The organism is Aureimonas altamirensis, assembly GCF_001463885.1.
GTDB lineage: Bacteria > Pseudomonadota > Alphaproteobacteria > Rhizobiales > Rhizobiaceae > Aureimonas > Aureimonas altamirensis.
On record NZ_BBWQ01000002.1, the window covers coordinates 93,055 to 116,737 of the forward strand.

Consider the following 23,683-nt stretch of genomic DNA (forward strand, 5'->3'; position numbering starts at 1 on the left):
CCGCGACGTCAACGGATTTCGACGGCGTAGTTCTCGATGACGGTGTTGGCGAGCAGCTTCTCGCACATGGCCTTGACCTTCGCCTCGGCGGCGGAAGCGTCGTCGCCGTCGATTTCGACGTCGAAGACCTTGCCTTGCCGCACGCTGCCGACGCCATCGAAGCCGAGGGTGCCGAGCGCACCCTCGATGGCCTTGCCCTGCGGGTCGAGAACGCCGTTCTTCAACGTAACGACAATACGCGCCTTGATCACTGTTTCAGCCTGCCTTGCGAATATACGAGTTTGAGAGCCGGCGCCGGTCGCGACGCAGGACTTTGCGTCACTTTACCAACACCGGCCCGGAAGGGCGGGGCGGATCGTTTTCGTTCATGATGCCAAGGCGCCGGGCGACTTCCTGGTAAGCCTCGACGAGGCCGCCCATGTCGCGGCGGAACCTGTCCTTGTCCAGCTTGTCCTGGGTCTGCACATCCCAGAGGCGGCACGAATCGGGCGAGATCTCGTCGGCGACGATGATCCGCATCATGTCGCCCTCGAACAGGCGGCCGGTTTCGATCTTGAAGTCCACGAGCTGGATGCCGACGCCCAGGAACAGGCCGGTCAGGAAGTCGTTGACGCGGATGGCGAGCGCCATGATGTCGTCGATTTCCTGCGGGCTGGCCCAGCCGAACGCGGTGATGTGCTCTTCCGAGACCATCGGATCGTCCAGCGCGTCGGCCTTGTAGTAGAACTCGATGATCGAGCGCGGCAGCACGGTGCCTTCCTCGATGCCGAGGCGCTTGGCCAGCGAGCCGGCGGCCACGTTGCGCACCACCACCTCCAGAGGGATGATCTCCACTTCCTTGATCAACTGCTCGCGCATGTTGAGCCGGCGGATGAAGTGCGTGGGAATGCCGATCCGGTTGAGATGGCTGAATATGTACTCGGAAATACGGTTGTTGAGGACGCCCTTGCCGTCCACCACTTCGTGCTTCTTCTTGTTGAAGGCGGTGGCGTCGTCCTTGAAGAACTGCACCAGCGTGCCGGGTTCCGGGCCTTCGTAAAGAATCTTGCCCTTGCCTTCGTAGATACGGCGGCGACGTGTCATTGCGTGTGCTCGATCGTGCTGGAGCGCCAGGGTGGGAGGCCCGGGCGGGAAAAAACTCTGCTCTCTGCCGGGTCAATAGACCAAATGGCGCATTTTCACAATCGTTACCCCGAATTTCCTGCCTTCCGTCCGGACGGTGCGCGCCGACGCTTCAAATGTGCAAGGTGATGTTCTACACACCACGCGTTGAGGCCCGAAATGGAAGAGGCAGCCCGATGACATTCGACGACCGCAAGCAGGAATTCGAGAGCCGTTACGCCCACGATCAGGAGTTGCGGTTTCGGGTCGAGGCGCGGCGCAACAAGCTTCTCGGACTCTGGGCGGCGGAAAAGCTCGGCCGCAGCGGCGCCGAGGCCGACGCCTACGCGATGGAGGTCGTCAAGGCCGACCTGCAGAAAGAGGGCGATGAAGACGTCGTCGCCAAGATCATGGCCGACTTCACCGCTGCGGGCGTCGCCCAGTCCGAGCATCAGCTTCGTCGCCGGATGAGCGAATTGCTGATTGAGGCGGAATCCCAGGTCAAGAGCGCCTGATGGCGGCGCCCGATCTGCGCGGCCGGCTGGAAGCGCGCGGTTTCCTGATATCCGCGTGGTCCAGCCTGACGCAGCCCGAATTGCTGGAGCGGATGCTGCAAGGTGGCTTCGATCTGGCGACATTCGACATGCAGCACGGCATGCATGACGAGGCCAGCGTCGGCCGGGGCATCGCCACCGCGTCGCATATGGGCATGGCTTCGCTGGTGCGTGTGCCCGTGGGCGGCTATGCCACGGTGTCGCGGGTTCTGGATTACGGCGCCACCGGCGTCATCCTGCCGATGATCGAATCGGCCGACGATGCCCGTGCGCTGGTTGCGGCGGCGAAGTACCCGCCGCTCGGCCAGCGGTCCTATGGGCCGACGCGCGCGGTGATGCTGCATGGCTACGGCAGCGGCAAGGCCTATTTCGAGGCAGCAAACCGCGAAACCCTGGCCTTTGCTATGATCGAGACGCCGGCGGCCTACGCCGCGCTGGACCAGATCCTGGCCGTCGAGGGGCTGGACGGCGTCTTCATCGGCCCGTCGGACCTGTCGATCGCCTTGACCGGGGGGCGCCTCAGCCATGATGGACCCGAGGTCACCGCTGCCATCCAGACCATCGCCGCCAAGGCGCGGGCCTGCGGCAAGTTCACGGCGCTCTACGTCTTCGATGCGGACGAGACCGCAGGGGCCCGGAAGATGGGCGTCGACCTGGTGACCCTGTCGTCGGACATGGCGATATTCAATGCCGGTCTTGCCGCGCTGCGCGCCTCGACCGGGCGCTGACGGCCATGACGCTTCGCCGCATCAATGATGATGCGGCGGAGCCTTCAGCCGGGCAAGGAACTTGCCGAAGGTCAACAGGCCCTCGGGCCAGGGCCCGTGTCCGCTGTCGGCGTTCAGATGTCCGCTCTCGCCGGCATCGATGAACAGCGATCCCCAGGCCGCGGCGATATCTTCCGATGCTTCGAAGCTCGAATAGTGATCGTTGCGGCTGGCCACCACGACCGACGGAAACGGCAGCGGCTCGCGCGGGTAGGGGCCGAACGTCATCAGATGCCGGGGGCGGATCGCCTCGTTCGACACGTCCGGCGGCGCCACGAAGAAAGCGCCGGCAATCGGAGTCTTGAACAGCGGTATCGCCTGCACGACGCTGGCGACGCCCAGCGAATGGGCCACGATGACGCAAGGCTTGGTGGTGGCGTTGACGGCATCGGCAACCGCCTTCGTCCAATCCTCGCGGACGGGCTTGGTCCATTCCGCCTGCACGACGCGGCTGGCGGTGGACAGCTTGCGCTCCCATCGGCTTTGCCAGTGCTGGTCTGAGGCCCCGGTATAGCCGGGAACGATGAGGATATCGGCTTCTGATACGCGCATGGCTGCCAGATGTGCGGTCCCGTCATTCTTGTCAAGTTCGGCGGGCGTCTACATCAGGGGACTGATCAGCCGCATGATGTTTTCGCCGAGCTGCGTGGCGAAACCGCGCTTCTCCCAGCTCTCGACGTCCAGGCGCTCGCTGCTTGCCCGGTATTCCTGTTCGATGCCGCGCAATCTGCGGACCATGTCGGCGTCGTAGATCAGCAGCGTCACTTCGGAATTCAGCTCGAAGGAGCGGCGATCCATGTTGGCCGAGCCGATGATGGCGATATCCTCGTCGATCGACAGGTGCTTGGCATGCAGGAACCGCTCCCGGTACAGCATGACTTCTACCCCGGCCGACAGGAGGTCGTCGTAGTAGGAGCGCTGCGCGTGATCGATCAGCACCGAATTGGTGGTGTAGGTTACGAACAACGAAACGGTCACGCCCTTGGCGACGGCGGTGCGCATGGCCTGCAGCAGCGGCTCGTTGGGAATGAAATAGGGCGTCGCCAGCACGACCCGGTCCCGCGCGTTGTGGATGAGATCGGTAAACAGCGTATCCACTTGGGCCCCGGGGTAATCCGGGCCCGTCGGCAGAAGCTGGGCCAGCGCACCGCCCTCCGCGTCGGCGAAATCGGTGACGGGCATCAGGTCCGGCGAGCCGATATCCTCTTCCGTTTCCAGGTACCAGTCACCGATGAAGACGGCCTGCATCTCCAGCACCACCGGGCCCACGACGCGGGCCATGACCTCGCGGTAGAAAGTGTTCGGTTCGTATTCGTTGCGATGCATGTTCTGCGAACCGACCCAGCCCACATGCCCGTCGACCACCACGATCTTGCGATGGTTGCGCAGATCGGCCCGCGTCGCCCGGTTCCAGAAGCGCAGCGGCAGTATGACCCGAAGTGCGACACCCGATCCGTCCAGGCGGCGGGCGATGCGCCGCCGGTCGGTGGACGAGCCCACCGCGTCGATCAGGAGGCGGCAGGTGACGCCGCGCCGCGCCGCGCGCTCCAGCGCCGCCAGAACCTTGTCCCCGGCCTCGTCCATCATCAGGATGTAGAACAGCATGTGGACGTGGTTCTTGGCATCGTCGATATCGGCGACGATGCGGTCGACCACGCGGTTGTAATCCGCATCCAGATCTATCTGGTTGCCGGGCAGGCATGGCTGGCGGCCCAGCCGCTGCACCAGCCGCGCCGCCATGGCGTAACGCGGCGCAAGCGCCTCCTCGTGCCCGCTGCGCTGTTCGAGCGTCAGGTCGCCCAGGGCGCGGCTGAGAACGGCGGGAAGGCGCTTTAACCGGTCCTTGCGCCAGCGCGGATGTTCCGCATGGCCGAGCGCCAGATAGATCAGCAGCGCGGCGATGGGCAGAAAGAAGAACAGGATCATCCATGCCTGGGCCGCCGCAGGCGAGCGCCTAAACGGAATGTAGATCAGCGCTCCGAAGATGATTCCCCAGTTGAGTATCCCCGTCGCGACCGACCAGGTCGTCCAGAAGGCGGCGTCGAGTTGCATTGCGGCAGGCATCCATGTGCTGTGGTTCGACCGCAATTAGAACAGATCGGTCGAAAGTGGAAACGCATCCGGTGCACCATGCCGGCGCGGTGACGCGATGTTGAATTTGCGCTGCCGAAAGCCAATATCCATGCCGGAATTTCGCCCGATGGGGCACGCATCTATGTCGCGCGGGCCGACAGGCCGCTTCGTCGGAAAGGGTACGAGTTGCGGATCGTTTACGCCAATCTCGGATATGCGCGCGATATCGACGGGTCTCTCAAGCACCATATCGGGCGGGCCCACCACCACATCTACACGCCCCGTCAGGCACAGATGCGGGCGCTCAATTTCCTGAAAGACAGGCTGCGGGAGTTGCAGCCCGACCTGTCCTGCTTCCTGGAGATCGACCAGGGCTCCGTTACCAACGGCTTTTTCGACCAGTTTCCCGTGCTGTGCGAAGACCATCACCGCACGGTGCGAATCGATGGCAAGTACAGCGCCGGCAAGCGGTTCCGCCGCCTGTCGGTGTCGCGCGGCAAGTCCAGCGCGTTTCTTGCAACGGGCGATCTTCCGTTTACGGCGCGGTATCTGGACGATGGCAAGAAGCGCCTGGTCTACGACATCGACCTGCCGGGCGTCCGTGTGCTTCTGGCGCACTGCTCGCTGTTGCGGCGGGTACGCCACCGCCAGTTGGAACAGCTTGCAAGCTGGGCGCGGGAGCGCGAGACGCCCACCATCATCACCGGCGATTTCAACATGTTCGGCGGCGCGCAGGAGCTGACGCCGCTGCTGGCCGATGGGCGCTTCACCTATCTCAACGGCAAGATGGCGCCCACCTTCAGGCTTGGGCCCTGGAAGGCCAGCCTCGACCCCTGCATCGTATCGGGCGATCTCATGGGGCGCTGCCGGATCGAGATCATCGACATGCCGTTCTCGGACCACCAGATGCTGATGATCGACGTGGACACGGCAATGGACGCCCGCCTGCGCAAGGCAGGCTGACGCCGCATCGCCTAAGCCGGGTTACTCCGGCGTCACGCCGCCGGGACTGCATCCTTGAAGACGCGGCGGAAGATCGTGTCGACATGCTTGGTGTGATAGCCAAGGTCGAACTTCTCGCGCAGCTCCTCTTCCGACAGTGCCTCGCGCACTTCCGCGTCCGCCAGGAGCTCTTCCAGGAAGTCCGCGCCCTGTTCCCAGACCTTCATGGCGTTGCGCTGCACCAGACGATAGGCATCCTCGCGCGATTTTCCCGCCTGGGTCAGCGCAAGCAGCACGCGCTGCGAATGGACCAGCCCGCGGAACTGGTTGAGATTGCGGTCCATCCGCTCGGGATAGACGAGCAGCTTGTCGATGACGTTCGTCAGGCGGGCAAGCGCGAAGTCCAGCGTGATGGTGGCGTCCGGCCCGATCATCCGCTCCACCGAGGAGTGGGAGATATCGCGCTCGTGCCAAAGAGCGACGTTTTCCATCGCCGGGAAGGCATAGGAGCGCACCATGCGGGCAAGGCCCGTGAGGTTTTCGGTCAGCACCGGGTTGCGCTTGTGCGGCATCGCCGACGAGCCCTTCTGGCCGGGCGAGAAATACTCCTCGGCCTCGAGCACTTCGGTGCGCTGCAGATGGCGGATTTCCACGGCCAGCCGCTCCACCGACGAGGCGATGACCGCAAGCGTCGCAAAATACATGGCATGCCTGTCGCGCGGGATCACCTGCGTGGAGACCGGCTCCACCTTCAGGCCCATAGCCTCGGCAACATGCTCCTCGACGCGCGGGTCGATATTGGCGAACGTGCCGACCGCGCCCGAGATCGCCGCGGTGGAGATTTCCTCGCGCGCGGCCACAAGGCGGGCGCGCGCCCGCTCGAACTCGACATAGGCCAGCGCCATCTTGACGCCGAAGGTGGTCGGCTCGGCATGGATGCCATGGCTGCGGCCGATGGTGACGGTGTCCTTGTGCTCGAAGGCGCGGCGCTTCAGGGCCGCCAGCAGCGCATCCAGATCGGCCAGCAGCAGGGTGCTGGCGCGCTGCAGTTGCACGTTGAAGCAGGTGTCCAGCACGTCGGACGAGGTCATGCCCTGATGCACGAAACGGGCATCCGGCCCGACGAATTCGGCCAGATGCGTCAGGAAGGCGATCACGTCGTGCTTGGTCTCGCGCTCGATCTCGTCGATCCGGTCGACGTCGAAGGTTGCCGCACCGCCCTTTTCCCAGATCGTCCGGGCCGCTTCCTTCGGTATCACGCCCAGATCCGCCAGGGCGTCCGCCGCGTGCGCCTCGATCTCGAACCAGATGCGGAACTTCGTTTCCTGCGACCAGATCGATACCATTTCGGGGCGGGAATAACGGGGGATCATCGGCTCTGACTTTCGGCGCTGTGGCTGGAGGAGAAGCGCCCCTTTAACAGACGCGCTGCCGCGCCTCAATCTAAAGCGTGCTCCAGGCCGGCACCATGTCGCCCGGGTCGGGCCGTGCGGCATGTACGCCCCGCGCTATGGCGCGCGCCATGACGGAGGCCGCCGCCGCGCCAAGGTCGATGCGGGCGACGGGGTCCGGCGCGATGCCGCTGCCGCCGGTTGCCACGCCGAAGACGAGATCGCCGTCGAAGTCGGTATGGGCCGGCCACAGGGCATGGGCAAAACCATCATGTGCCGCGACGGCAAGCCGTTTGGCGGCGGCCTTGTCCAGTACGGCGTCGGTGGCAATGACGGCGATCGTGGTGTTGCCGCCGGGCGTCGGGTTCAACTTGGTGGCGGGTGGGGTGCTGTCCGTCGGGGTGCGCGGCGGAAAGCCGAGCCCGCCGAACTCGCCATCCATCTCGTAGGCGGCGGCGCGGAAATGCCGTGTGCCGGCAAAGAGGGGAGAGCCGACCGCGTTCACCGCCACCAGCGCCGCCACGGTAATGCCGCTGGGCAGCACGCAGGACGCCGTTCCGAGACCGCCCTTGCACGTCGCCGTCGTCGCTCCGAAGCCGGCGCCTACGGTGCCCAGCCGCCGGTCGTCGCCGGCGGCCAATGCTGCGGCATGGCCGAGGTCCCGGTACGGGGAGTGCAGGCCCCAATCCTTGTCGCCGCCATTGATAAGGTCGAACAGGATGGCGCCCGGTACGATCGGAACGCGCATTCCGGCAACCTCGAAGCCACGCCCCTGCGCGCGCAGGGCCGCCTGCAGGCCAGAGGCGGCGTCGAGCCCGAATGCCGATCCGCCGGACAGCGAGATGCCATCGATGCCCGTAACGAGGTTCTCCGCATCGAGAAGGGGCGTTTCCCGCGTGCCGGGCGCGCCGCCATGGATGGCGACGGAAGCGACCGCCGGCGTGTCGAACAAGATGGCCGTCACGCCGCTGCGCAACCGCGCATCCTCCGCGTGCCCGACCTTGATGCCCGCAATGTCCGTCAACGCATTCCGCGTGCCCGCCCGCCACGCCACGATCAACCCTCCGGCTGCACGACGAAACGCCCGTCCTGCCATTCCACCACATCGTAGCCTGGCATGTCGGATTCTCCCTCGGGGTCGAAGCGTACCGGCCCGGCGACGGTATCGAATGTCTGTCCGCTCAACGCCGCGCCTGGGGCCTGCCCGGCGGCCAGGGCAGAGGCGGCGATCTGGCCCGCTGCCTGGCCATCCAGGAAATAGCCTTCCCGGCGCGGCGCCGCCGCGTCGGCATCGGCGACGGCGAAGCCTTTGGATGCAATGGCGCGTACGCCGTCGGGCAAAGCGGGTTCGCCTGCCTCGTCGATCAGGTTTTCGCCGCCCAGCACCGCAAGATCGATGTTCAGCGACGCCGCATCGCGCAGGATGATGGCCGTGTCGGCCACGCTGCCCAGGGCCACGATCCGCGTGAGGCCGCTTTGCCCTATACGCCGCACCAGTGCGAATTGCCGGTCTTCGGCGGGGCGGTAATTGTCCACCAGCGCAGGCTCCAGCCCCCGCAGGGCCAGGGCGGCGCGCAATTCGTCGGCCAGGCTGCGCGCGCGCACCGATCCGTCTTCGACGATGCCGAAGGGCTGGCCCGGCCACAGATCGGCGATGGCGGTGGCGAGCGCCTGCGCCTCGCCTTCGGGCCGGGGCGCCAGGCGCCAGACCTGCCGCTCTTGCCCACGTCGGACATCCGTCAGCCGCGCGCTGCGTGCACCCACCACCAGCACAGGCACGCCGGCTTCGGTCAGGGCAGGCAGGGCCGCCTCGGCGGATGGCGTGCAGAGAAAGCCGGTGGCCAGCGTGATGTCGGCGGCAATGAACGCCAGTGCCGTATCGCGGCCGCCTTCCGGGGTGCACGGCGTATCCCGCTCGGTGATGGAAAGGGTGGGCGCCCCCGCACGAACGCCGTCCAGAAACTGCCGTCCGAGCGTTTCGTAAGGCCCGCTCAACGGCGCGGCGACCCCCAGTGTCGGCTGCTGCGCCAGCACCGGATGGGCCAGGAGCGCCAGACAGACCACAGGGCCGAACAGCCACCTCGAATTGCGGATCATCACCCTCTGTATGCTCCTGACACTGGATTCCCGCGAACGTATATGCTGAAAGCATGAGGCCGCAAGCGACGGCGATGAATGGCGCTCACCCGAATGGGCAGGTTGTGTAACCGCGCATGATGCTTAACTTCTACCCTGAGGACGTGGATCGTCCGATCGCCGCAAGGCGATACGGCGCATGTGCCGGGGAGATTTGGACATGGATTTGCTGACAGGGCCGTTGATCGATCGCCTCGACTTCCGCAACGCGATGAGCCATTTCGCGGCGGCTGTCCATATCGTCACGACGGATGGTCGCTTCGGCTTGCGCGGCACGACGGTCACTTCCGTCTGCTCCGTTTCGGACGATCCACCGACGCTTCTCGTCTGCCTCAATCTGTCCAGTGCCGGCAATGACCGCTTCTCGGAAAATGGCGCTTTCGCCGTCAATGTGCTGGAAGCCGGGCAGGAGGCCGTTGCACGTGCATTCGCCGGCGAGGGAAAGCTGCCCGTGGAGGAGCGCTTCGCCATGGCCGGCTGGGAAACCGCCGCCACCGGCGCGCCGATGCTGAAGGGCGCGCTTGCCAGTTTCGACTGTCGCGTTACCGATTCGCGCATCGTGGCGACCCACCGGGTCATTATCGGCGAGGTCGTGGGGCTCAAGGTTGCGCCTGCCGCGCCTAGCCTTCTCTACAAAGAGCGCCAGTTTCATAGCCTGTAAGGGCAATGAAAGGTGGGTAGCATGGACGTTCTCGAACTGGCCGAAGCCTGGACGGGCGAGGGGCGTCCGGCGGCGCTTGCCACCGTCGTCGAAACATGGGGCTCGTCGCCGCGACCGGTCGGCAGCCATCTTCTGATCGCCTTGGACGGCGCATTCGAGGGCTCCGTCTCGGGCGGGTGCGTCGAGGCGGATGTGATTGCGCAGGCGCAGGACGTGATCGCCGATGGACGGCCGCGCATGCTGGAGTTCGGCGTTTCCGACCAGCGCGCCTGGCAGGCAGGCCTGTCGTGCGGCGGGCGCATAAAGGTTCTTGTCGAGCGGATCGCCTGATGGATCGCGTCAATCTGGCCGCGCTCAACGAAGAGCGCCGCACCCGGCGCCCCGTGGCGTTGGTAACGGACACCGCTTCGGGCGACAGCCGCCTGATCCTCGCCTCCGACTTTGCCGGCGACACCCTCAGTGCTGAAATCGCGCAGGCGATGGGTAGCCGCTCCGCCTGCCTCCATTTGCCCGAGCGCGGCCTCTTCGTGAAAGTCTATCTGCCGCAGCCGAGGCTGATCATCATCGGCGCGGTGCATATCGCCCAGTCGCTTGCCGCAATGGCCGCCATGGCCGAGCTGGACGTCGCCATCGTGGACCCGCGCGGGGCCTTCGCCTCGGTCGCCCGTTTCGACGGCTTCGAGATCCATGAAGCATGGCCGCAGGATCATCTGGCCGGCCATCCGCTGGATGCCCGGTCGGCGCTTGTCGCGCTGAGCCACAATCCGGATATCGACGATCCGGCCCTGCTTGCCGCCTGCAAGTCGCCGGCGTTCTACATCGGCGCGCTGGGCAGCCGCAAATCGCATGCCGCGCGCAGCGAGCGGCTGGCCAAAGCGGGCCTTTCAGCCACCGACATCGCACGGATAGAAGCGCCGATCGGCCTCGACATCGGCTCAGTGACACCGCCGGAAATCGCGGTATCGATCCTTGCGTCTCTCATCGCCGCACAACGTCGCACCGTGCGCGACCTTGCCACGGGCGGGTCCGTTGCCGCCTGAGGTGGTGGCGGTCGTGCTGGCGGCGGGGCGGTCCAGCCGCACGGCGCCGCACCACAAGCTGCTGGCCACGTATGACGGCGTTCCTCAGATCGTGCGGATCATCCGTCGCCTCGCTGCCAGCCGCCTTGCCGGCATCACAACCGTTGTCGGGCATGATGCCGATCGGCTGAGGCCGCTGATCGAAGCGCTGCCGACGCGTGTGCTGGTGAACCCCGATCACGATGGCGGGCTGGCGGGCTCGGTGAAGATGGGCTTTGCGGCCGGCATGCCGGCCGATGGCGTGATGATGGTGCCGGCCGATATGCCGCTGCTCGAGACGGCCCATATCGACGCGCTCATCGCCGCCTTCGTACCCGGATCGCTCGTCGTCGCCACGGACCAGGGCGCAATGCGCAATCCCGTCATTCTGCCGGCGTCGATGGCGGCAGCCGTCGACACGCTGTCCGGCGATACCGGCGCAAGACGGCTGGTGCGCGATTGCGAGTCGGTCCGGCTGGTGGAACTGGGGGCGGCAGCCAGTTGCGACATCGATACGACGGAGGCGATCCTGTCTACCGGAGGGCACTTGCCGAAAGACTGAAACTTTGGGAAGATTCTTGCGCTGCACCTGATGGTGCGCGGCTTGGCCGAAACGGTTGGGCGCAGCATCCCTGAAGTGCGGCCCAAAGGTCCGCAACTTTGCGCCAAGGAGTGTTGCGTCCATGATCAGTCGCGTTGCAGATCCTGCGTTCCAGAAGATGCTGTCCGGTTTTTCCGCCACCACGGCGGAGGTTCTCTACCATATGCCCGACCATCCGGATTTCCTGCAGAGCTTCCTTTGGCAGTTCGAGGATATCGCCCCCCAGTTTCCGCGCCTGCACAGGTTTCTCGACCATTGGCGCACGGAGGTCGAGGCCACCATCCATTCCGTCAGCGTCATGCATCAGGGGTTGATCCGCCCGCGCGAGCTTCGGTTCGGCTCGGAACACCGGCTGCAGTAACCGGGGGCGGTCAGTCGATATAGCGTTCCGTGCGCATCGACAGGCTTTTGCCGCGCCCCACGATGATATGATCGTGGACCCGTATGCCAAGCGGCGTCGCCATGCCGATGATCTGCCGGGTCATGTCGATATCGGCGAGGGACGGGGTCACGTCGCCTGACGGGTGGTTGTGGCAAAGCACGATGGATACGGCGTCCAGCTCCAGCGCGCGGCGCATGATCTCGCGCGGGGTGACGGGCGTATAGTCCACCGTGCCCTCATGCTGCACCTCGTCGGCGATAAGGCCGTTGCGATTGTCGAGAAACAGGATGCGGAACTGTTCGCGGCCGAGTTGCCCCATCGATGCGCCGAGATAATCGACCACGCTGGCGATGGATGACAGCACATCGCGCCGCGCCACATCGGCCTTCATCGCACGGCCGGAAAAGGCTGCGATGATGCGAAGGTCCAGCGCGGTCGCGTGCCCGATCCCGTCAACTTCCATCAGCCTCGAAACGCTGGCCCCTGCAATGTCGGCAATGCTGCCGAAACGCCGGATCAGCGCCTTGGCCAGTGGCTTCACGTCGCGCCGGGGAATGGACCGGAAGAGGACGAGTTCGAGAAGCTCGTAATCGGGCAGCGCGTCGGCGCCTGCCGCCTCGAAGCGCTCGCGCAGGCGGTCCCGGTGCCCGGCATAATGAGGTGTATCCGGCAGCGCCGGAACGGGGATCGCTTCGTGCGGCGTCGGCCCGCCATGCCGCGCCAGCCCGAAACCCGCCGCTTCGCCGAGGCCGCGCCGCCCACGCTTGACCATGCAGGATCGTCTCAGAGATTGATGGGGTCGAGGACGATGCCGGGCGTATCGAGCCCGCCGGGCGAGAAGGTGAACACCTCGCAGCCCGTATCGGTCACGCCGACCGTATGCTCGTACTGCGCCGTCAGCGAGCGATCGCGGGTGACGGCCGTCCATCCGTCCGACAGCACCTTCACATGCGGTCGCCCGAGATTGATCATCGGCTCGATGGTGAAGATCATGCCGGGCTTCAGCTCAGCCCCTTCGCCCCGGCGGCCGTAATGCAGGACGTTCGGCGCGTCATGGAAGATCTTGCCGACGCCATGGCCGCAGAAATCACGCACCACGGAGCAACGCTCCGCTTCCGCGTAATCCTGTATGGCGGCGCCGATATCGCCGAGATGCGCGCCGGGCTTCACCTCTTCGATGGCCAGAAGCAGCGAGCGGTAGGTGATCTCGCACAGCCGCTCGGCCGCGCGCTTGACCCGGCCCACCGGATACATTCTGGAGGAATCGCCATAGAAGCCGTCGACGATCAGCGTCACGTCGATATTGACGATGTCGCCTTCCTTCAGCGGCTTTTCGTTGGGGATGCCGTGGCAGACGACATGGTTGATCGAGGTGCAGGTGCTTTTGGTGTAGCCGCGATAGTTGAGCGTTGCGGGCAGCGCGCCGTTGCGCATGGCGAAATCGAAGACGAAATCGTCCAGCACCTGCGTCGGCACGCCCGGCGCCACCAGGCCGGCCAGTTCGTCCAGGCATCGGGCGGTGAGCTGACAGGCCTTCCGCATGCCGGCAAAGGCCGCTTCGTCGTAAAGACGGATGCTGCCGGTATTGCGTTGCGGATTGGCTTCCGCTTCCAGGTAGGTTGTCATGGGCGCTGCACTTGCAAGAATTTAGCTGCCCCTCATGTCGCACCTTGGGGCACGCTCTTCAAGCCCCGCGTACATAGCGCCCCGGCGCCGGTTCGATGGTCTTGCCGCCAATGCCGGGCTCGCGTGCCTTGACGCGCTTGCCGGCATGCGCCTCGATCCAGCCTTGCCAATGCGGCCACCACGAGCCGGGCGTCATATCCGCCGCCTGCGCCCATGCATCGAAGCTCGTGCCGGCATCGGGCGCCGGGCCCGTCCAGTATTGGTACTTGCCCTTTGCCGGCGGGTTGACCACACCGGCGATGTGGCCCGAGCCGCCCAGCACGTAGGTGACGTCGCTGCCGAAGGCCATGGCGCCGGTATAGACGCTGCGCGCCGGCGCGATATGGTCTTCTTTGGTTGCGAGGCTGTAGACCGGAATGGTCACCGAAGACATGTCGATGACCGTGCCGTCCAGTTCCATCCGCCCCTGCGACAGGCGATTCTCCAGATAGCAATTGCGCAGGTAAAACAGATGGTTGGCGCGCGTCATGCGCGTGGCGTCCGAGTTCCAGTACAGAAGGTCGAAGGGCGGCGGCTCGCGGCCCTTCATGTAATTGCCGACCACATAGGGCCAGATCAGGTCCTGCGACCGCAACAGGTTGAAGGCCGTCGCCATATGGCCGCCGTCGAGTGTTCCGGATGCCGCCATGGCCGTGTCCAGCGCCGCGATCTGCCGCTCGTCCACGAAGACCTGCAGTTCGCCTGCATCGGTAAAGTCCACCTGGGTGGCCAGCAGCGTCGCCGTCCTGATGCGGTCGTCGCCCCGCGCGTGCAGAAGCGCCAGCGCCGCCGACAGCAGCGTCCCGCCGACGCAATAGCCCATCGCGTTCACCTCGGACTGGCGCGTCGCCTTGCGGATCGTGTCGAGCGCGAAGACGATCCCCTCGTCGATATAGGAAAGCCAGTCCTTGTCGGCATGACGCTCGGTCGGGTTGACCCACGAGATCACGAAGACCGTGTGCCCCTGCTCGACCAGCCAGGCAATGAAGCTTTTGCCGGGTGCAAGGTCCAGGATGTAGAACTTGTTGATCCAGGGCGGGCAGATCAGCAGCGGCCGCTTGAAGACCGTTTTCGTGGTCGGCGTGTACTGGATAATCTGGCAGATGTCGTTTTCCGCCACCACCGCGCCGGGCGTCAAAGCAAGATTGCCACCCACCGAGAAGCCGTCGCCGCCGGTCTGCCGCAGCCGCAGCGTGCCGGCTCCGCGCGCCATGTCCTCGGCGAACATCGTCATTCCACGGACGAGGTTCTCGCCGTTTTCGGCCACGGTCTGCCGGTAGAGCTCGGGATTGGTCGGCACGAAGTTGGACGGCGAAATCGCATTCAGGATCTGCCCGACATAGAAGCGGGCCCGCTGGCGGGTGCCGGCATCCAGCCCCTCCGCTTCCGTCACCATGTCCTGCGCCCATCGCGCGGTCATGAGATAGGCCTGCCGCAGAAAGTCGAAGAACAGGTTCTTCTGCCATTCCGGGTCGGCGAAGCGCTTGTCGGGAGCACCGGCCGGCGCGTCGTTGGCCGCATGCTCGGCCGCGGCCAGCCGTTGCGCCGCCGCCGTCCACAAACCCAGATAGCCAGCCATCAGCCGCGTCTGTGCCTGAAAGGCGCGGGCAGGCTCCGAAAGCCAGTAATTCGCAACCTGCGAAAGCGAGGCCGCCATCTCCCCATGGATGGCGCCGGCCGGGTCGGCCATCGTGCCGTTCTCGCGCGGGGCCAGCCATGCCGACGCCGCCTTGCCTGCCTGTTCCACGGCGCGCGCCATATTGAGCGCGAAGGTTTCGGGGTCCTTCACGGCATAGGCCGCAAATCCTTCCTCGGCCGTGTCGGCAGTGCGGCTCATCGGCGTCTCCCTGGCGCTTCCGATGGTTAGTATAGCGCCGATTCGGGCGGTGAACACGCAGGCGTGCCAGACCGCCTTCACGAAATTTGCGCTTTCCTGCTTCGCGCATGGCGATTATGGAAGGATGTAGGACGTGAGGGGAAACGCAATGGCGCAGATGGCAAAGGGCAGGGCTGGTGCAATGGCGCTACTGGCGTGTCTGCCTCTCGTCGCGGCCTGCCAGAGCTATCTTCCGCAGAACGACGCGCCGCTGCGCGTCTCGCCCGTGCTGGACCGGATCGATCCCGGCCCGTCCAGCCAGCGCCTCGACAAGAACGGCTATCCGGTCATCGGAGCCTATCCGACCGCCGCGACCACCCAGGTTGGCGACGAGACGGTGGCCGAAACGCGGGCGCGTTATGCCGACGCCGCGACGCGCGGTGCCGCCCCCTCCAGTGCCGGCCGCTATCAACAGAGCGTGGCCGAGTTGCAGGCTACCGCGGCCCGTGTGCGGGCAGCCGGTCCGGCCCAGACGAACTGAGGGGAGCGCCCGCAAACGACACCGTCGACGCGAGCTGCCCCGGACGATTTCCCGGTCATGCTCGTTGTTGCCGTCCTTCGGGTGGCCGGGTCGAAGAACCCCAAATCGGCGCAAGGACAATCACGATGGAAGAGTTTCACAAGGTCCGCAGGCTTCCGCCCTACGTCTTCGAGGAGGTCAACCGCAAGAAGGCCGCGGCGCGGGCGCGCGGGGTGGACATCATCGATCTGGGCATGGGCAACCCGGACCTGCCGACGCCGGCCTTCGTGGTGGACAAGATGTGCGAGGCGATTCGCGATCCGCGTACCCACCGCTACTCGGCGTCCAAGGGCATTGCCGGTCTGCGCCGCGCCCAGGCCACCTATTACGAGCGCCGCTTCGGCGTGAAGCTGAACCCGGATACGCAGATCGTTGCCACGCTGGGCTCCAAGGAAGGCTTCGCCAACATGGCGCAGGCGATAACCGCGCCCGGCGATGTCGTATTGTGCCCCAACCCGACCTATCCCATCCACGCCTTCGGCTTCCTGATGACGGGCGGCACGATCCGCTCCATCCCGGCGCGCCCGGATGAAGAGTTCATGCGGGCCATCGACCGCGCGGTGCGGCACTCGATCCCCAAGCCGATCGCCATCATCCTCAATTATCCGGCCAACCCCACGGCCTACCAGGCCGATCTCGACTTCTACCGCGAGGTGGTGGACTTCGCCCGGCGCAACGAGATCATCATCCTGTCGGACCTCGCCTATGCCGAGATCTACTTCGACGGCGCCCCGCCGCCGTCGGTGCTGCAGGTGGAAGGGGCGATGGACGTTGCGGTGGAGTTCACCTCCATGTCCAAGACCTTCTCCATGCCGGGTTGGCGCGTGGGCTTCGCCGTTGGCAACGAAAGGCTGATCGCCGCACTGGCGCGCGTGAAATCCTATCTCGACTATGGCGCCTTCACGCCCATTCAGGTTGCCGCCGCCGCCGCCATCAATGCCGGCGACGAGGTGGTGCGCCATGCGCGCGACATCTACCACCACCGCCGCGACGTGATGGTCGAATCGTTCGGCCGTGCCGGATGGCAGGTGCCGCCGCCGCCCTCCACCATGTTCGCCTGGGTGCCGATTCCGGCTCCCTACCGGGACATGGGCTCCTTGGAATTCTCCAAGCTGCTGATCGAAAAGGCCGATGTCGCCGTGGCGCCGGGCATCGGCTTCGGTGAATATGGCGATGACCATGTCCGGATCGCGCTGGTCGAGAACGAGCATCGCATCCGACAGGCTGCGCGCAATATCCGCCGGTTTCTTGCAAGCGGCGACGAGGCGGGGCAGAAGGTGGCGTCGGCTGTCTGAGCCGGCACCCGCGTCGCGGGTGGTGCGTGCATCCGGGTGGTGCATTCCAGTGAACGGGCTCCCGGGCGGTCTCGCCCCGGGGGCGTGAAAACGTAGAGGATCGTGATGGCTTCCCCCTTGAAGCTCGGCCTGGCCGGGCTTGGCACCGTCGGCGCGTCGGTCGCGCGTATTCTGGCCGGCAAGCGGGAGCATTTCTCCGATACGATCGGCCGTGCGGTGGTGCTGACGGCTGTCAGCGCGCGCGACCGCAACCGCGACAGGGGCGTGGACGTTTCGGCGGCGGCCTGGTTTGACGATCCGGTCAAGCTGGCGGCCGAAGGCGATATCGACATCTATGTCGAGCTGATCGGCGGGTCCGATGGGCCGGCGCTGGACAGCGTGCGCGCCGCCCTCAACAGGGGCATACCGGTGGTCACCGCCAACAAGGCGTTGCTGGCCCATCATGGCGTGCAACTGGCCAAACTTGCCCAGCGCAAGAACACCACCATCCTGTTCGAGGCGGCGGTGGCGGGCGGCATCCCCATCATCAAGACCATGCGCGAGGCCTTGCGCGGCAACGGCGTCAGCCGCGTCTACGGCATCCTCAACGGCACCTGCAACTACATGCTGACGCGGATGGAGCGCGAGGGCATCGCCTTCGCCGACGTGCTGGCCGAGGCGCAGGGCCTCGGCTATGCCGAGGCAGACCCGACATTCGACATCGGCGGCTTCGACGCCGCCCACAAGCTGGCGATCCTGACCTCGCTGGCATTCGGCTGCGAAATCGACCTCGATGCGATCTACATCGAGGGCATCTCGCAGATCACGCTGGAAGACATCCGTGCGGCATCCGAACTCGGCTTCCGCATCAAGCTTCTGGCTGTGGCGCAGCGCACCGACACCGGCATCGAGCAGCGCGTTCACCCCACGATGATCCCCGCCAATGCGGCGCTGGCGCGCGTGGATGGCGTCGTCAACGCGGTTGCCGTGGATACCGACCTTCTCGGCTCCATTCTGCTGGCCGGCCCCGGCGCAGGCGGCGCCGCGACGGCCTCGGCCGTCCTGTCGGACATACTGGACGTGGCGGCCGGCACCAGCGTCCCGACGCTGGGCATCGCGCCGCAGCAGCTTGCACCCTATCGCCGGGCGCGCATGCGGGCCCATGAAGGCGGCTACTATATCCGGCTGCAGGTCGCCGACGAGGTGGGCGCCTTCGCCGCCATTGCCCGGCGCATGGCGGAAAATCAGATATCGCTGGAATCGATCGTCCAGCGCCGTCGAGAAGACGAGGATGGCGGCGTTCAGCCCGTCATCCTGATCACGCACGAGACGACAGAGGCTGCGGTACGCAAGGCGCTCGATGCCGTGCAACGCGATGGCCACCTGCGGGGAGACCCGCGCATGATCCGCATCGAGAAGCTGGCCTGACAGTGTCGGTTCCGGTTCTTCTGGGAGGCATGGCAATGAGTGAAAGCCAAAGGCAGAGCCCGCTGGACCGGGTGCTGTCCATCGAAATCGCCCGGGTCACCGAGCGCGCCGCCGTGGCCGCGGCCCTGTGGCGCGGCCGGGGCGACGAGAAGGCCGCCGACCAGGCGGCCGTCGATGCGATGCGCCGCGAACTCAACAAGATGCATATTGCGGGGCGCATCGTCATCGGCGAGGGCGAGCGCGACATGGCGCCCATGCTGTTCATCGGCGAAGAGGTCGGCACGGGGCAGGGGCCCGATGTGGATATCGCCCTCGACCCGCTCGAAGGCACCACCATCTGCGCCAAGAACCTGCCCAACGCGCTCACCGTCATCGCCGTGGCCGCCAAGGGCAGCCTTCTCAACGCGCCCGACGTCTACATGGAAAAGATCGCGATCGGGCCGGGCTACCCGCCGGGCGTCGTCAGCCTGCGTCGCAGCGCGTCCGAAAACCTCACCGCGCTGGCGGAGGCGAAGGGCGTTCCGGTGTCGCAGGTCACCGCCTGCATCCTCGATAGGCCGCGCCACGCGCCATTGATCGAGGAGATCCGGGCGCTGGGCGCCGCCATCCGCCTTATCGGCGATGGCGACGTGGCCGGCGTCATCCATACGACCGACCCGGAAGAAACAGGTATCGACGTCTATATGGGCATCGGCGGTGCACCCGAGGGTGTACTGGCGGCCGCGGCGTTGCGCTGCATGGGCGGCCAGATGGAAGGCCGGCTGCAACTCAACACCAACGAAAAGCGCGCCCGCGCCGAAGAAATGGGCGTACGCGACCCCTATCGCATCTACACGCTGGACGACCTCGCCTCCGGCGACGTCATCTTTGCAGCGACGGGCGTAACCGACGGCAATCTGTTGAACGGCGTGCGCATGTATTCCAACCGCATCGAGACGCATACGCTGGTGATGCGCTCCTATTCGCGGACGGTCCGCCACATCCGCGCGCGCCACTACGACCGGGAAAAATTCGGTCTCTGATGTCGGCCTTCGGTACGGAGCGGATTTTCCTCAATGTCGAGCGTTCCCTGGGGGGGCGGCGCTGGCTCCATGCCCTCGACCCGCGATCCGAGGCGCTCGCCACCCAGATGAGCCAGGCCCACGGCCTGCCCGATATCGTTTCACGTGTGCTGGCGGCGCGCGGCATCGCGCCCGATGATGCGGAACGCTTCCTGGCGCCCACCATCCGCGACTTGATGCCCGATCCGTCCAACCTGACCGATATGGACGTGGCCGCGGCGCGTATCGCCGACGCCATCGCGCGCAAGGAGCGGATCGCCATCTTCGGCGACTACGACGTCGACGGCGCTGCATCCGCGGCATTGCTGCATCGCTATCTGCTGCGGTTCGGCATCGAAGCGCCGATCCGCATCCCCGACCGGTTGACTGAGGGCTATGGCCCCAACCCGGCGGCGCTGACGGCGCTGGCCGATGCCGGCGCCACCCTGATCGTGACTGTGGATTGCGGCACGACCAGCCCGGAGGCCATCGCCGCCGTTGCCGGGCGTGCGGATGTGGTGGTGCTGGACCATCATCAGACAGGGGCCGAGCTGCCTGCGGCTCTTGCCGTCGTCAATCCCAACCGGCAGGACGATCTGTCCGGCCTCGGCCATCTCTGTGCCGCCGGCGTCGTCTTCATGACACTGGTTTCCGTATCGCGCGTCCTGCGGGCGCGTGGCGTGCCGAACCTGCCCGACCTGATGGACGAACTCGACCTCGTGGCGCTAGCCACGGTGTGCGACGTGGTGCCTCTGCTCGGCCTCAACCGGGCATTCGTCATACGCGGCATGGCGGCCATGCGCGCCCAGCGCAATGTCGGCCTTGCCGCATTGGCGCGGGCCGCGCGCCTGTCCGGCCCCATCTCGTCGCATCACCTGGGCTTTCTGCTCGGGCCGCGCATCAATGCCGGCGGGCGGATCGGCGATCCGGCGTTGGGCAGCCGTCTGTTGACGGTGGACGACGTCAACGAGGCCGACGAGATTGCCGGTCGGCTTCATCTCCTGAACGAAGAGCGCCAGACGATGGAGCGCGCCATGCTCGATCAGGCCGAGCTGGAGGTTCTGGGCGAGCAGGGGGACGGCCCCGGACCTTCCGTGCTCGTCACCGCGCGCGAAAACTGGCATCCCGGCATCGTGGGGCTGGTGGCGGCACGGCTGAAAGAGCGTTTCAACCGCCCGGCCATCGCCATCGCCTTCGACGCTGCCGGCAAGGGCAGCGGCTCCGCAAGGTCGATACCGGGCTTCAACATAGGCGGGCTGGTGCGCGAGGCTGTGCTGGCCGGCATTCTCGAAAAGGGCGGTGGCCACGCCATGGCCGCCGGGCTGACCATCCGCCGCGAACGGCTCGGCGATTTGCGCAGTTTCGTCGAGGCGGCTGCATCGGACAAGGTAGAGGCGCTGCGCGACGCCGACGGGCTGCGCCTCGACGGGGCGATCTCGGCGCGCGGCCTGACGCTGGAACTGGCCGAAACGCTGCGCCGCGCCGGGCCTTATGGCTCCGGCCACGCGCAACCCGTTTTCGCGATGCCACGCCACCGTGTGCAGAATGCGCAGCTTTTCGGGGCGGGAGGGCATGTGCGCCTGCGCCTGGCTGCGGCGGATGGGGCCGCCGTCTCTGCCGTTGCCTTCAGGGCGGGCGGCACGCCCATGGCAGAGCGGCTCCTGGCCGGCAGCGACAGGCCGTTGCATCTGGCAGGATCCATCACCCTCGATCATTTCCAGGGCCGGGCGCAGGCGGCTTTTCGCATCGTCGACGCGGCCGAAACCGTCGAATGAGAGCTGTTGCGTCAACGCGGCGTTAAGGCTGGGGCGATAGAATGCCGGCCTGTTTGCGACGGCTGGAACCCTCCGATGCGGCTTGGCGCCCCGACCCTACTGCTTCTGTCGACCATCATGCTCGTGTCCGGCTGCGCCTCGGTCAAGCAGCGGACGATGAGCGAGCATGAATGCATGACGCGCGTCATGTATTTCGAGTCCAACCGCTCCAGCGAAGAGGGCATGGTCGCCGTCGGAACCGTGGTGATGAACCGCAAGAATTCGGGTCGCTATCCGGAATCGGTCTGCGGCGTCGTCGGGCAGAAGAACCAGTTTGCCCCCGGCGTACTCACCAAGCCGATGGGCGCCGGGCGGGATCTGGCGGAAGCCACGGCACGCAAGGTGCTGCGCGGCGCGCGGCATACGGGCGTCGGCAACAACGCCATGTTCTTCCATACGGCGGGCTATTCCTACCCGTATAACAACATGCACTACGTGGCCATTGCCGGCGGTAACGCCTTCTACGAAAAGCGCAAGAACCCGACGCAGACGCAGGATATGTTCACCTCCCGCCCATCGCCGCGCTATTCGCCGCGCAGCATCGCGGCCAGCATGGCGCCGGCCGCGCCCCGGCCGGCCCCCTCCGCCATGACGATCGAGGAGCTGATCGCGCAAGGCGGAAGCTACTGACCCCTTAAGGTTGATTATACACCTAAAGTTGTAGTTTCGTCTTGCTGCACCTGCGAAGACGTGCAAGGCTTCGCTGCGATTGTCGAGGGCATTCGCCCAAACCGGACGCGGCAACGCTTGGCAGGCGTATGATCATAGACGACACGCCAGATACCGCCGTTATTGCGGATATCTGCATCGTCGGCTCCGGCCCCGTCGGCCTGGCGCTGGCTTTCCGATGCGCACGACAGGGGCTTACCGTTACGGTCCTGGAAGCGGGCTATCCCGTCTCGTCCGGCCACCGCGCGGAAGTGCCGGCAGTCGAACTTCTGAACAATCATCATGTCGGCGCCGAAACGGCCGTCATGCGCGCGCTGGGCGGCACCGCCAATCTGTGGGGCGGCCGTTGCGTCCGCTTCGACGATATCGATTTTCCGCGGCGCGGCCATGTTTCCCATTCCGGCTGGCCCATCGCCCATGCGGACATGGCCTCCCATTATGCCGAGGCGTTGCGCTTTCTTGGATGCGAGCCCACCGAACTTCCGGTTGACGCGTCCGGCGACAGGACGGTCGATGACGGCAACACCGAGTGGTGGAGCGGTTGCAGCGATATTGCCGCCTTGCACGCGAACGCCATTCGCGACCTGCCCAACCTGAAGATCCATACGGGCTGCGTGGCCCGCCGCCTGATCGTGGATCCCGCGTCCCAGCGTGTCACCGCCATAGAGGTGGAGCGCGCCGGACGCATTGTGCCGGTTGCTGCGGGCGCCTTCGCGCTGGCGGCGGGCGGGCTGGAAAATACGCGGCTGCTTCTGCAGACGCGTCGCGACCGGCCGGATTTGTTCGGCGGGGAAGACGGACCGCTTGGCCGCTACTATTGCGGGCACCTGACGGGATATCTGGCCGAAATCCGCTTCAACGATCCGCGCTTTGCGCGCAGCCTGTGGTTTCAGCGGCAGCGCGCCGGGGGCGTCAGCCGACGGCGCCTAACCCTCGGGCCTGCCGTCCAGATGCAGCAGGAGTTGTTGAATACGGCCTTCTGGCTGGAAAGCTATTCGATCTCGGACCCCGCACATGGCAGCGGCCTTCTCTCTACCCTCTACATGGCGATGAAGGGCCTTTCCGTCCTGCCCAGGGTGCGCACCGGACTTGCGCCCGCAGGGCCGCGTCAGGACGCGATGGCCGGCCATTTCGCCAATCTGCGCCGCTCCCGCATCGATCTGCGCGCCTGCCAGGGCATCGTCCGGCAATTGCTGCGGCGTGGGGTGGAGGGAAAGACATTCGCCCTGTTCAACCCCGAAGGCCGTTACCTGCTGCGCTATCACGCCGAGCATGCACCGAACCCGGACAGCCGGGCCGTTCTGTCTGCCGATGGTCGGCTGGCGGTGGATCTGCGCTTTTCCAACGCCGATCTCGATTCGGTGGTGCGCTCCCATGCGATCCTCGACCGCTGGCTGCAGGCCGAACAGATCGGGACGCTGCACTATCGCGTTTCCCCGGATGCGCTGGTGGAGCACGCCCGCGCGCAGGCGTTGGATGGCTACCACCAGATCGGGCTGACGCGGATGGCGCAACACCGTTCGGACGGCGTGGTCGATGGCGATTGCCGCTCTTTCGATCTCGGCAATCTGTACCTTGCCGGCAGCTCCGTCTTCCCGACCGCCGGTCAGGCAAATCCGACGCTGCCCGCCGTGGCGCTGGCGCTTCGCCTCGGCGATCATGTCGCCGCCCGCGCCAAAGCGCGGTCCGCAGCACCGGCGATGGCGCTCTAGAGCCTGGCCCTGTCTCTTT

General features: G+C 65.9%; 25 protein-coding genes. 15 read left to right on the forward strand and 10 right to left on the reverse strand.

Translation table 11 applies throughout. The features are described 5' to 3' along the window. Positions 1 to 8 precede the first annotated feature (8 nt). Together purS and purC are read right to left on the reverse strand one after the other, a co-directional pair. Positions 9 to 251, reverse strand: coding sequence for a phosphoribosylformylglycinamidine synthase subunit PurS (gene purS / locus AUL31_RS02380; protein WP_060600729.1), 243 nt, complete (start codon positions 249 to 251; stop codon positions 9 to 11). A gap of 67 nt (positions 252 to 318) precedes the next feature. Further along, a complete protein-coding gene (gene purC / locus AUL31_RS02385) occupies positions 319 to 1,083 on the reverse strand; it encodes a phosphoribosylaminoimidazolesuccinocarboxamide synthase (RefSeq protein WP_039192380.1) in 765 nt (254 codons plus the stop codon). Positions 1,084 to 1,298: 215 nt separating this feature from the next. Between purC and AUL31_RS02390 the strand changes: the two genes are divergently transcribed. Together AUL31_RS02390 and AUL31_RS02395 are read left to right on the forward strand one after the other, a co-directional pair. Then, positions 1,299 to 1,616: a DUF1476 domain-containing protein gene (locus tag AUL31_RS02390; protein WP_060600732.1), complete on the forward strand. Its 318-nt coding sequence runs from the start codon at positions 1,299 to 1,301 to the stop codon at positions 1,614 to 1,616. Then, positions 1,616 to 2,383, forward strand: coding sequence for an HpcH/HpaI aldolase family protein (locus AUL31_RS02395; RefSeq protein ID WP_060600735.1), 768 nt, complete (start codon positions 1,616 to 1,618; stop codon positions 2,381 to 2,383). The genes AUL31_RS02390 and AUL31_RS02395 overlap by 1 nt, the downstream gene beginning before the upstream one ends. Positions 2,384 to 2,404: 21 nt before the next feature. Here AUL31_RS02395 and AUL31_RS02400 read toward each other — a convergent pair whose 3' ends face one another. Both AUL31_RS02400 and cls read right to left on the reverse strand, forming a co-directional pair. Next, a complete protein-coding gene (locus tag AUL31_RS02400; protein WP_060600738.1) occupies positions 2,405 to 2,974 on the reverse strand; it encodes an RBBP9/YdeN family alpha/beta hydrolase in 570 nt (189 codons plus the stop codon). Between the two features lie 48 nt (positions 2,975 to 3,022). Continuing rightward, positions 3,023 to 4,474 carry a cardiolipin synthase gene (cls, locus tag AUL31_RS02405; RefSeq protein ID WP_073468975.1) on the reverse strand — a complete coding sequence of 484 codons (1,452 nt, stop codon included), beginning with the start codon at positions 4,472 to 4,474 and terminating at the stop codon, positions 3,023 to 3,025. Positions 4,475 to 4,681: 207 nt separating this feature from the next. On the opposite strand from cls, the gene AUL31_RS02410 reads away from it, so the two are divergent. Beyond that, on the forward strand, positions 4,682 to 5,458 hold the full coding sequence (locus AUL31_RS02410; protein ID WP_060600741.1) for an endonuclease/exonuclease/phosphatase family protein: 777 nt from the start codon (positions 4,682 to 4,684) through the stop codon (positions 5,456 to 5,458). Positions 5,459 to 5,490: 32 nt separating this feature from the next. Here the strand turns inward: AUL31_RS02410 and purB are convergent, their stop codons facing one another. The 3 genes from purB to AUL31_RS02425 all read right to left on the reverse strand — a co-directional run bounded on the left by purB (position 5,491) and on the right by AUL31_RS02425 (position 8,925). Then, positions 5,491 to 6,810 (reverse strand): adenylosuccinate lyase, encoded by a 1,320-nt coding sequence (gene purB, locus AUL31_RS02415; RefSeq protein WP_060600744.1) that lies wholly within the window; start codon positions 6,808 to 6,810, stop codon positions 5,491 to 5,493. A gap of 70 nt (positions 6,811 to 6,880) precedes the next feature. Beyond that, entirely contained in the window at positions 6,881 to 7,924 is a 1,044-nt protein-coding gene (locus AUL31_RS02420; protein ID WP_060600747.1) for a P1 family peptidase, read from the reverse strand. Continuing rightward, positions 7,885 to 8,925, reverse strand: a complete 1,041-nt coding sequence (locus AUL31_RS02425; protein WP_060600750.1) for an ABC transporter substrate-binding protein — start codon at positions 8,923 to 8,925, stop codon at positions 7,885 to 7,887. Before AUL31_RS02425 ends, AUL31_RS02420 begins: the two co-directional genes overlap by 40 nt. Positions 8,926 to 9,124: 199 nt before the next feature. Here AUL31_RS02425 and AUL31_RS02430 point away from each other — a divergent pair, with 199 nt between their 5' ends. The 5 genes from AUL31_RS02430 (at position 9,125) to AUL31_RS02450 (ending at position 11,645) form a co-directional block, all read left to right on the forward strand. After that, entirely contained in the window at positions 9,125 to 9,625 is a 501-nt protein-coding gene (locus AUL31_RS02430) for a flavin reductase (RefSeq protein ID WP_060600754.1), read from the forward strand. 21 nt (positions 9,626 to 9,646) lie between these two features. Next, a complete protein-coding gene (locus AUL31_RS02435) occupies positions 9,647 to 9,955 on the forward strand; it encodes an XdhC family protein (protein ID WP_060600757.1) in 309 nt (102 codons plus the stop codon). Further along, on the forward strand, positions 9,955 to 10,665 hold the full coding sequence (locus AUL31_RS02440; RefSeq protein WP_060600761.1) for an XdhC family protein: 711 nt from the start codon (positions 9,955 to 9,957) through the stop codon (positions 10,663 to 10,665). Before AUL31_RS02435 ends, AUL31_RS02440 begins: the two co-directional genes overlap by 1 nt. Beyond that, complete coding sequence (locus AUL31_RS02445; protein ID WP_073468976.1) at positions 10,655 to 11,245, forward strand: nucleotidyltransferase family protein; 591 nt, start codon at positions 10,655 to 10,657, stop codon at positions 11,243 to 11,245. The genes AUL31_RS02440 and AUL31_RS02445 overlap by 11 nt, the downstream gene beginning before the upstream one ends. Positions 11,246 to 11,366: 121 nt before the next feature. Further along, positions 11,367 to 11,645, forward strand: a complete 279-nt coding sequence (locus AUL31_RS02450; protein ID WP_060600766.1) for a hypothetical protein — start codon at positions 11,367 to 11,369, stop codon at positions 11,643 to 11,645. A gap of 10 nt (positions 11,646 to 11,655) precedes the next feature. Here AUL31_RS02450 and radC read toward each other — a convergent pair whose 3' ends face one another. From radC to AUL31_RS02465, 3 genes are read right to left on the reverse strand one after another with little or no spacing between them, the layout of a single operon-like run. Further along, positions 11,656 to 12,438: a RadC family protein gene (gene radC, locus AUL31_RS02455; RefSeq protein WP_082646746.1), complete on the reverse strand. Its 783-nt coding sequence runs from the start codon at positions 12,436 to 12,438 to the stop codon at positions 11,656 to 11,658. An 11-nt stretch (positions 12,439 to 12,449) separates the two neighbouring features. Beyond that, positions 12,450 to 13,292 (reverse strand): type I methionyl aminopeptidase, encoded by an 843-nt coding sequence (gene map, locus AUL31_RS02460; protein ID WP_060600769.1) that lies wholly within the window; start codon positions 13,290 to 13,292, stop codon positions 12,450 to 12,452. A gap of 58 nt (positions 13,293 to 13,350) precedes the next feature. Next, positions 13,351 to 15,168: a PHA/PHB synthase family protein gene (locus tag AUL31_RS02465; RefSeq protein WP_060600772.1), complete on the reverse strand. Its 1,818-nt coding sequence runs from the start codon at positions 15,166 to 15,168 to the stop codon at positions 13,351 to 13,353. A 148-nt stretch (positions 15,169 to 15,316) separates the two neighbouring features. Between AUL31_RS02465 and AUL31_RS02470 the strand changes: the two genes are divergently transcribed. The 7 genes from AUL31_RS02470 to AUL31_RS02500 all read left to right on the forward strand — a co-directional run bounded on the left by AUL31_RS02470 (position 15,317) and on the right by AUL31_RS02500 (position 23,664). Beyond that, a complete protein-coding gene (locus tag AUL31_RS02470) occupies positions 15,317 to 15,688 on the forward strand; it encodes a hypothetical protein (protein ID WP_060600776.1) in 372 nt (123 codons plus the stop codon). A 125-nt stretch (positions 15,689 to 15,813) separates the two neighbouring features. Then, positions 15,814 to 17,022 carry an LL-diaminopimelate aminotransferase gene (locus AUL31_RS02475; protein ID WP_060600780.1) on the forward strand — a complete coding sequence of 403 codons (1,209 nt, stop codon included), beginning with the start codon at positions 15,814 to 15,816 and terminating at the stop codon, positions 17,020 to 17,022. A gap of 105 nt (positions 17,023 to 17,127) precedes the next feature. After that, positions 17,128 to 18,429: a homoserine dehydrogenase gene (locus AUL31_RS02480; protein ID WP_060600783.1), complete on the forward strand. Its 1,302-nt coding sequence runs from the start codon at positions 17,128 to 17,130 to the stop codon at positions 18,427 to 18,429. A gap of 29 nt (positions 18,430 to 18,458) precedes the next feature. Beyond that, the gene (gene glpX / locus AUL31_RS02485) at positions 18,459 to 19,451 is read left to right on the forward strand and encodes a class II fructose-bisphosphatase (protein ID WP_060600974.1); all 993 of its coding nucleotides are present in this window, start codon (positions 18,459 to 18,461) and stop codon (positions 19,449 to 19,451) included. Further along, complete coding sequence (gene recJ / locus AUL31_RS02490; RefSeq protein WP_060600788.1) at positions 19,451 to 21,244, forward strand: single-stranded-DNA-specific exonuclease RecJ; 1,794 nt, start codon at positions 19,451 to 19,453, stop codon at positions 21,242 to 21,244. The genes glpX and recJ overlap by 1 nt, the downstream gene beginning before the upstream one ends. Before the next feature lie 75 nt (positions 21,245 to 21,319). Continuing rightward, positions 21,320 to 21,913, forward strand: coding sequence for a cell wall hydrolase (locus AUL31_RS02495; protein WP_082646747.1), 594 nt, complete (start codon positions 21,320 to 21,322; stop codon positions 21,911 to 21,913). A gap of 128 nt (positions 21,914 to 22,041) precedes the next feature. Then, a complete protein-coding gene (locus AUL31_RS02500; RefSeq protein WP_060600792.1) occupies positions 22,042 to 23,664 on the forward strand; it encodes an FAD-dependent oxidoreductase in 1,623 nt (540 codons plus the stop codon). The last annotated feature ends 19 nt before the right edge of the window (positions 23,665 to 23,683 follow it).

Coding starts and splice junctions, on each gene's coding strand:
- purC (WP_039192380.1), bottom strand. CDS start 1,083: ATGACACGTCGCCGCCGTATCTACGAAGGCAAGGGCAAGATTCTTTAC.
- AUL31_RS02390 (WP_060600732.1), top strand. CDS start 1,299: ATGACATTCGACGACCGCAAGCAGGAATTCGAGAGCCGTTACGCCCAC.
- AUL31_RS02395 (WP_060600735.1), top strand. CDS start 1,616: ATGGCGGCGCCCGATCTGCGCGGCCGGCTGGAAGCGCGCGGTTTCCTG.
- AUL31_RS02400 (WP_060600738.1), bottom strand. CDS start 2,974: ATGCGCGTATCAGAAGCCGATATCCTCATCGTTCCCGGCTATACCGGG.
- cls (WP_073468975.1), bottom strand. CDS start 4,474: ATGCAACTCGACGCCGCCTTCTGGACGACCTGGTCGGTCGCGACGGGG.
- purB (WP_060600744.1), bottom strand. CDS start 6,810: ATGATCCCCCGTTATTCCCGCCCCGAAATGGTATCGATCTGGTCGCAG.
- AUL31_RS02420 (WP_060600747.1), bottom strand. CDS start 7,924: ATGGCAGGACGGGCGTTTCGTCGTGCAGCCGGAGGGTTGATCGTGGCG.
- AUL31_RS02425 (WP_060600750.1), bottom strand. CDS start 8,925: ATGATCCGCAATTCGAGGTGGCTGTTCGGCCCTGTGGTCTGTCTGGCG.
- AUL31_RS02430 (WP_060600754.1), top strand. CDS start 9,125: ATGGATTTGCTGACAGGGCCGTTGATCGATCGCCTCGACTTCCGCAAC.
- AUL31_RS02435 (WP_060600757.1), top strand. CDS start 9,647: ATGGACGTTCTCGAACTGGCCGAAGCCTGGACGGGCGAGGGGCGTCCG.
- AUL31_RS02440 (WP_060600761.1), top strand. CDS start 9,955: ATGGATCGCGTCAATCTGGCCGCGCTCAACGAAGAGCGCCGCACCCGG.
- AUL31_RS02450 (WP_060600766.1), top strand. CDS start 11,367: ATGATCAGTCGCGTTGCAGATCCTGCGTTCCAGAAGATGCTGTCCGGT.
- radC (WP_082646746.1), bottom strand. CDS start 12,438: ATGGTCAAGCGTGGGCGGCGCGGCCTCGGCGAAGCGGCGGGTTTCGGG.
- map (WP_060600769.1), bottom strand. CDS start 13,292: ATGACAACCTACCTGGAAGCGGAAGCCAATCCGCAACGCAATACCGGC.
- AUL31_RS02465 (WP_060600772.1), bottom strand. CDS start 15,168: ATGAGCCGCACTGCCGACACGGCCGAGGAAGGATTTGCGGCCTATGCC.
- AUL31_RS02470 (WP_060600776.1), top strand. CDS start 15,317: ATGGCGCAGATGGCAAAGGGCAGGGCTGGTGCAATGGCGCTACTGGCG.
- AUL31_RS02475 (WP_060600780.1), top strand. CDS start 15,814: ATGGAAGAGTTTCACAAGGTCCGCAGGCTTCCGCCCTACGTCTTCGAG.
- AUL31_RS02480 (WP_060600783.1), top strand. CDS start 17,128: ATGGCTTCCCCCTTGAAGCTCGGCCTGGCCGGGCTTGGCACCGTCGGC.
- glpX (WP_060600974.1), top strand. CDS start 18,459: ATGGCAATGAGTGAAAGCCAAAGGCAGAGCCCGCTGGACCGGGTGCTG.
- recJ (WP_060600788.1), top strand. CDS start 19,451: ATGTCGGCCTTCGGTACGGAGCGGATTTTCCTCAATGTCGAGCGTTCC.
- AUL31_RS02495 (WP_082646747.1), top strand. CDS start 21,320: ATGCGGCTTGGCGCCCCGACCCTACTGCTTCTGTCGACCATCATGCTC.
- AUL31_RS02500 (WP_060600792.1), top strand. CDS start 22,042: ATGATCATAGACGACACGCCAGATACCGCCGTTATTGCGGATATCTGC.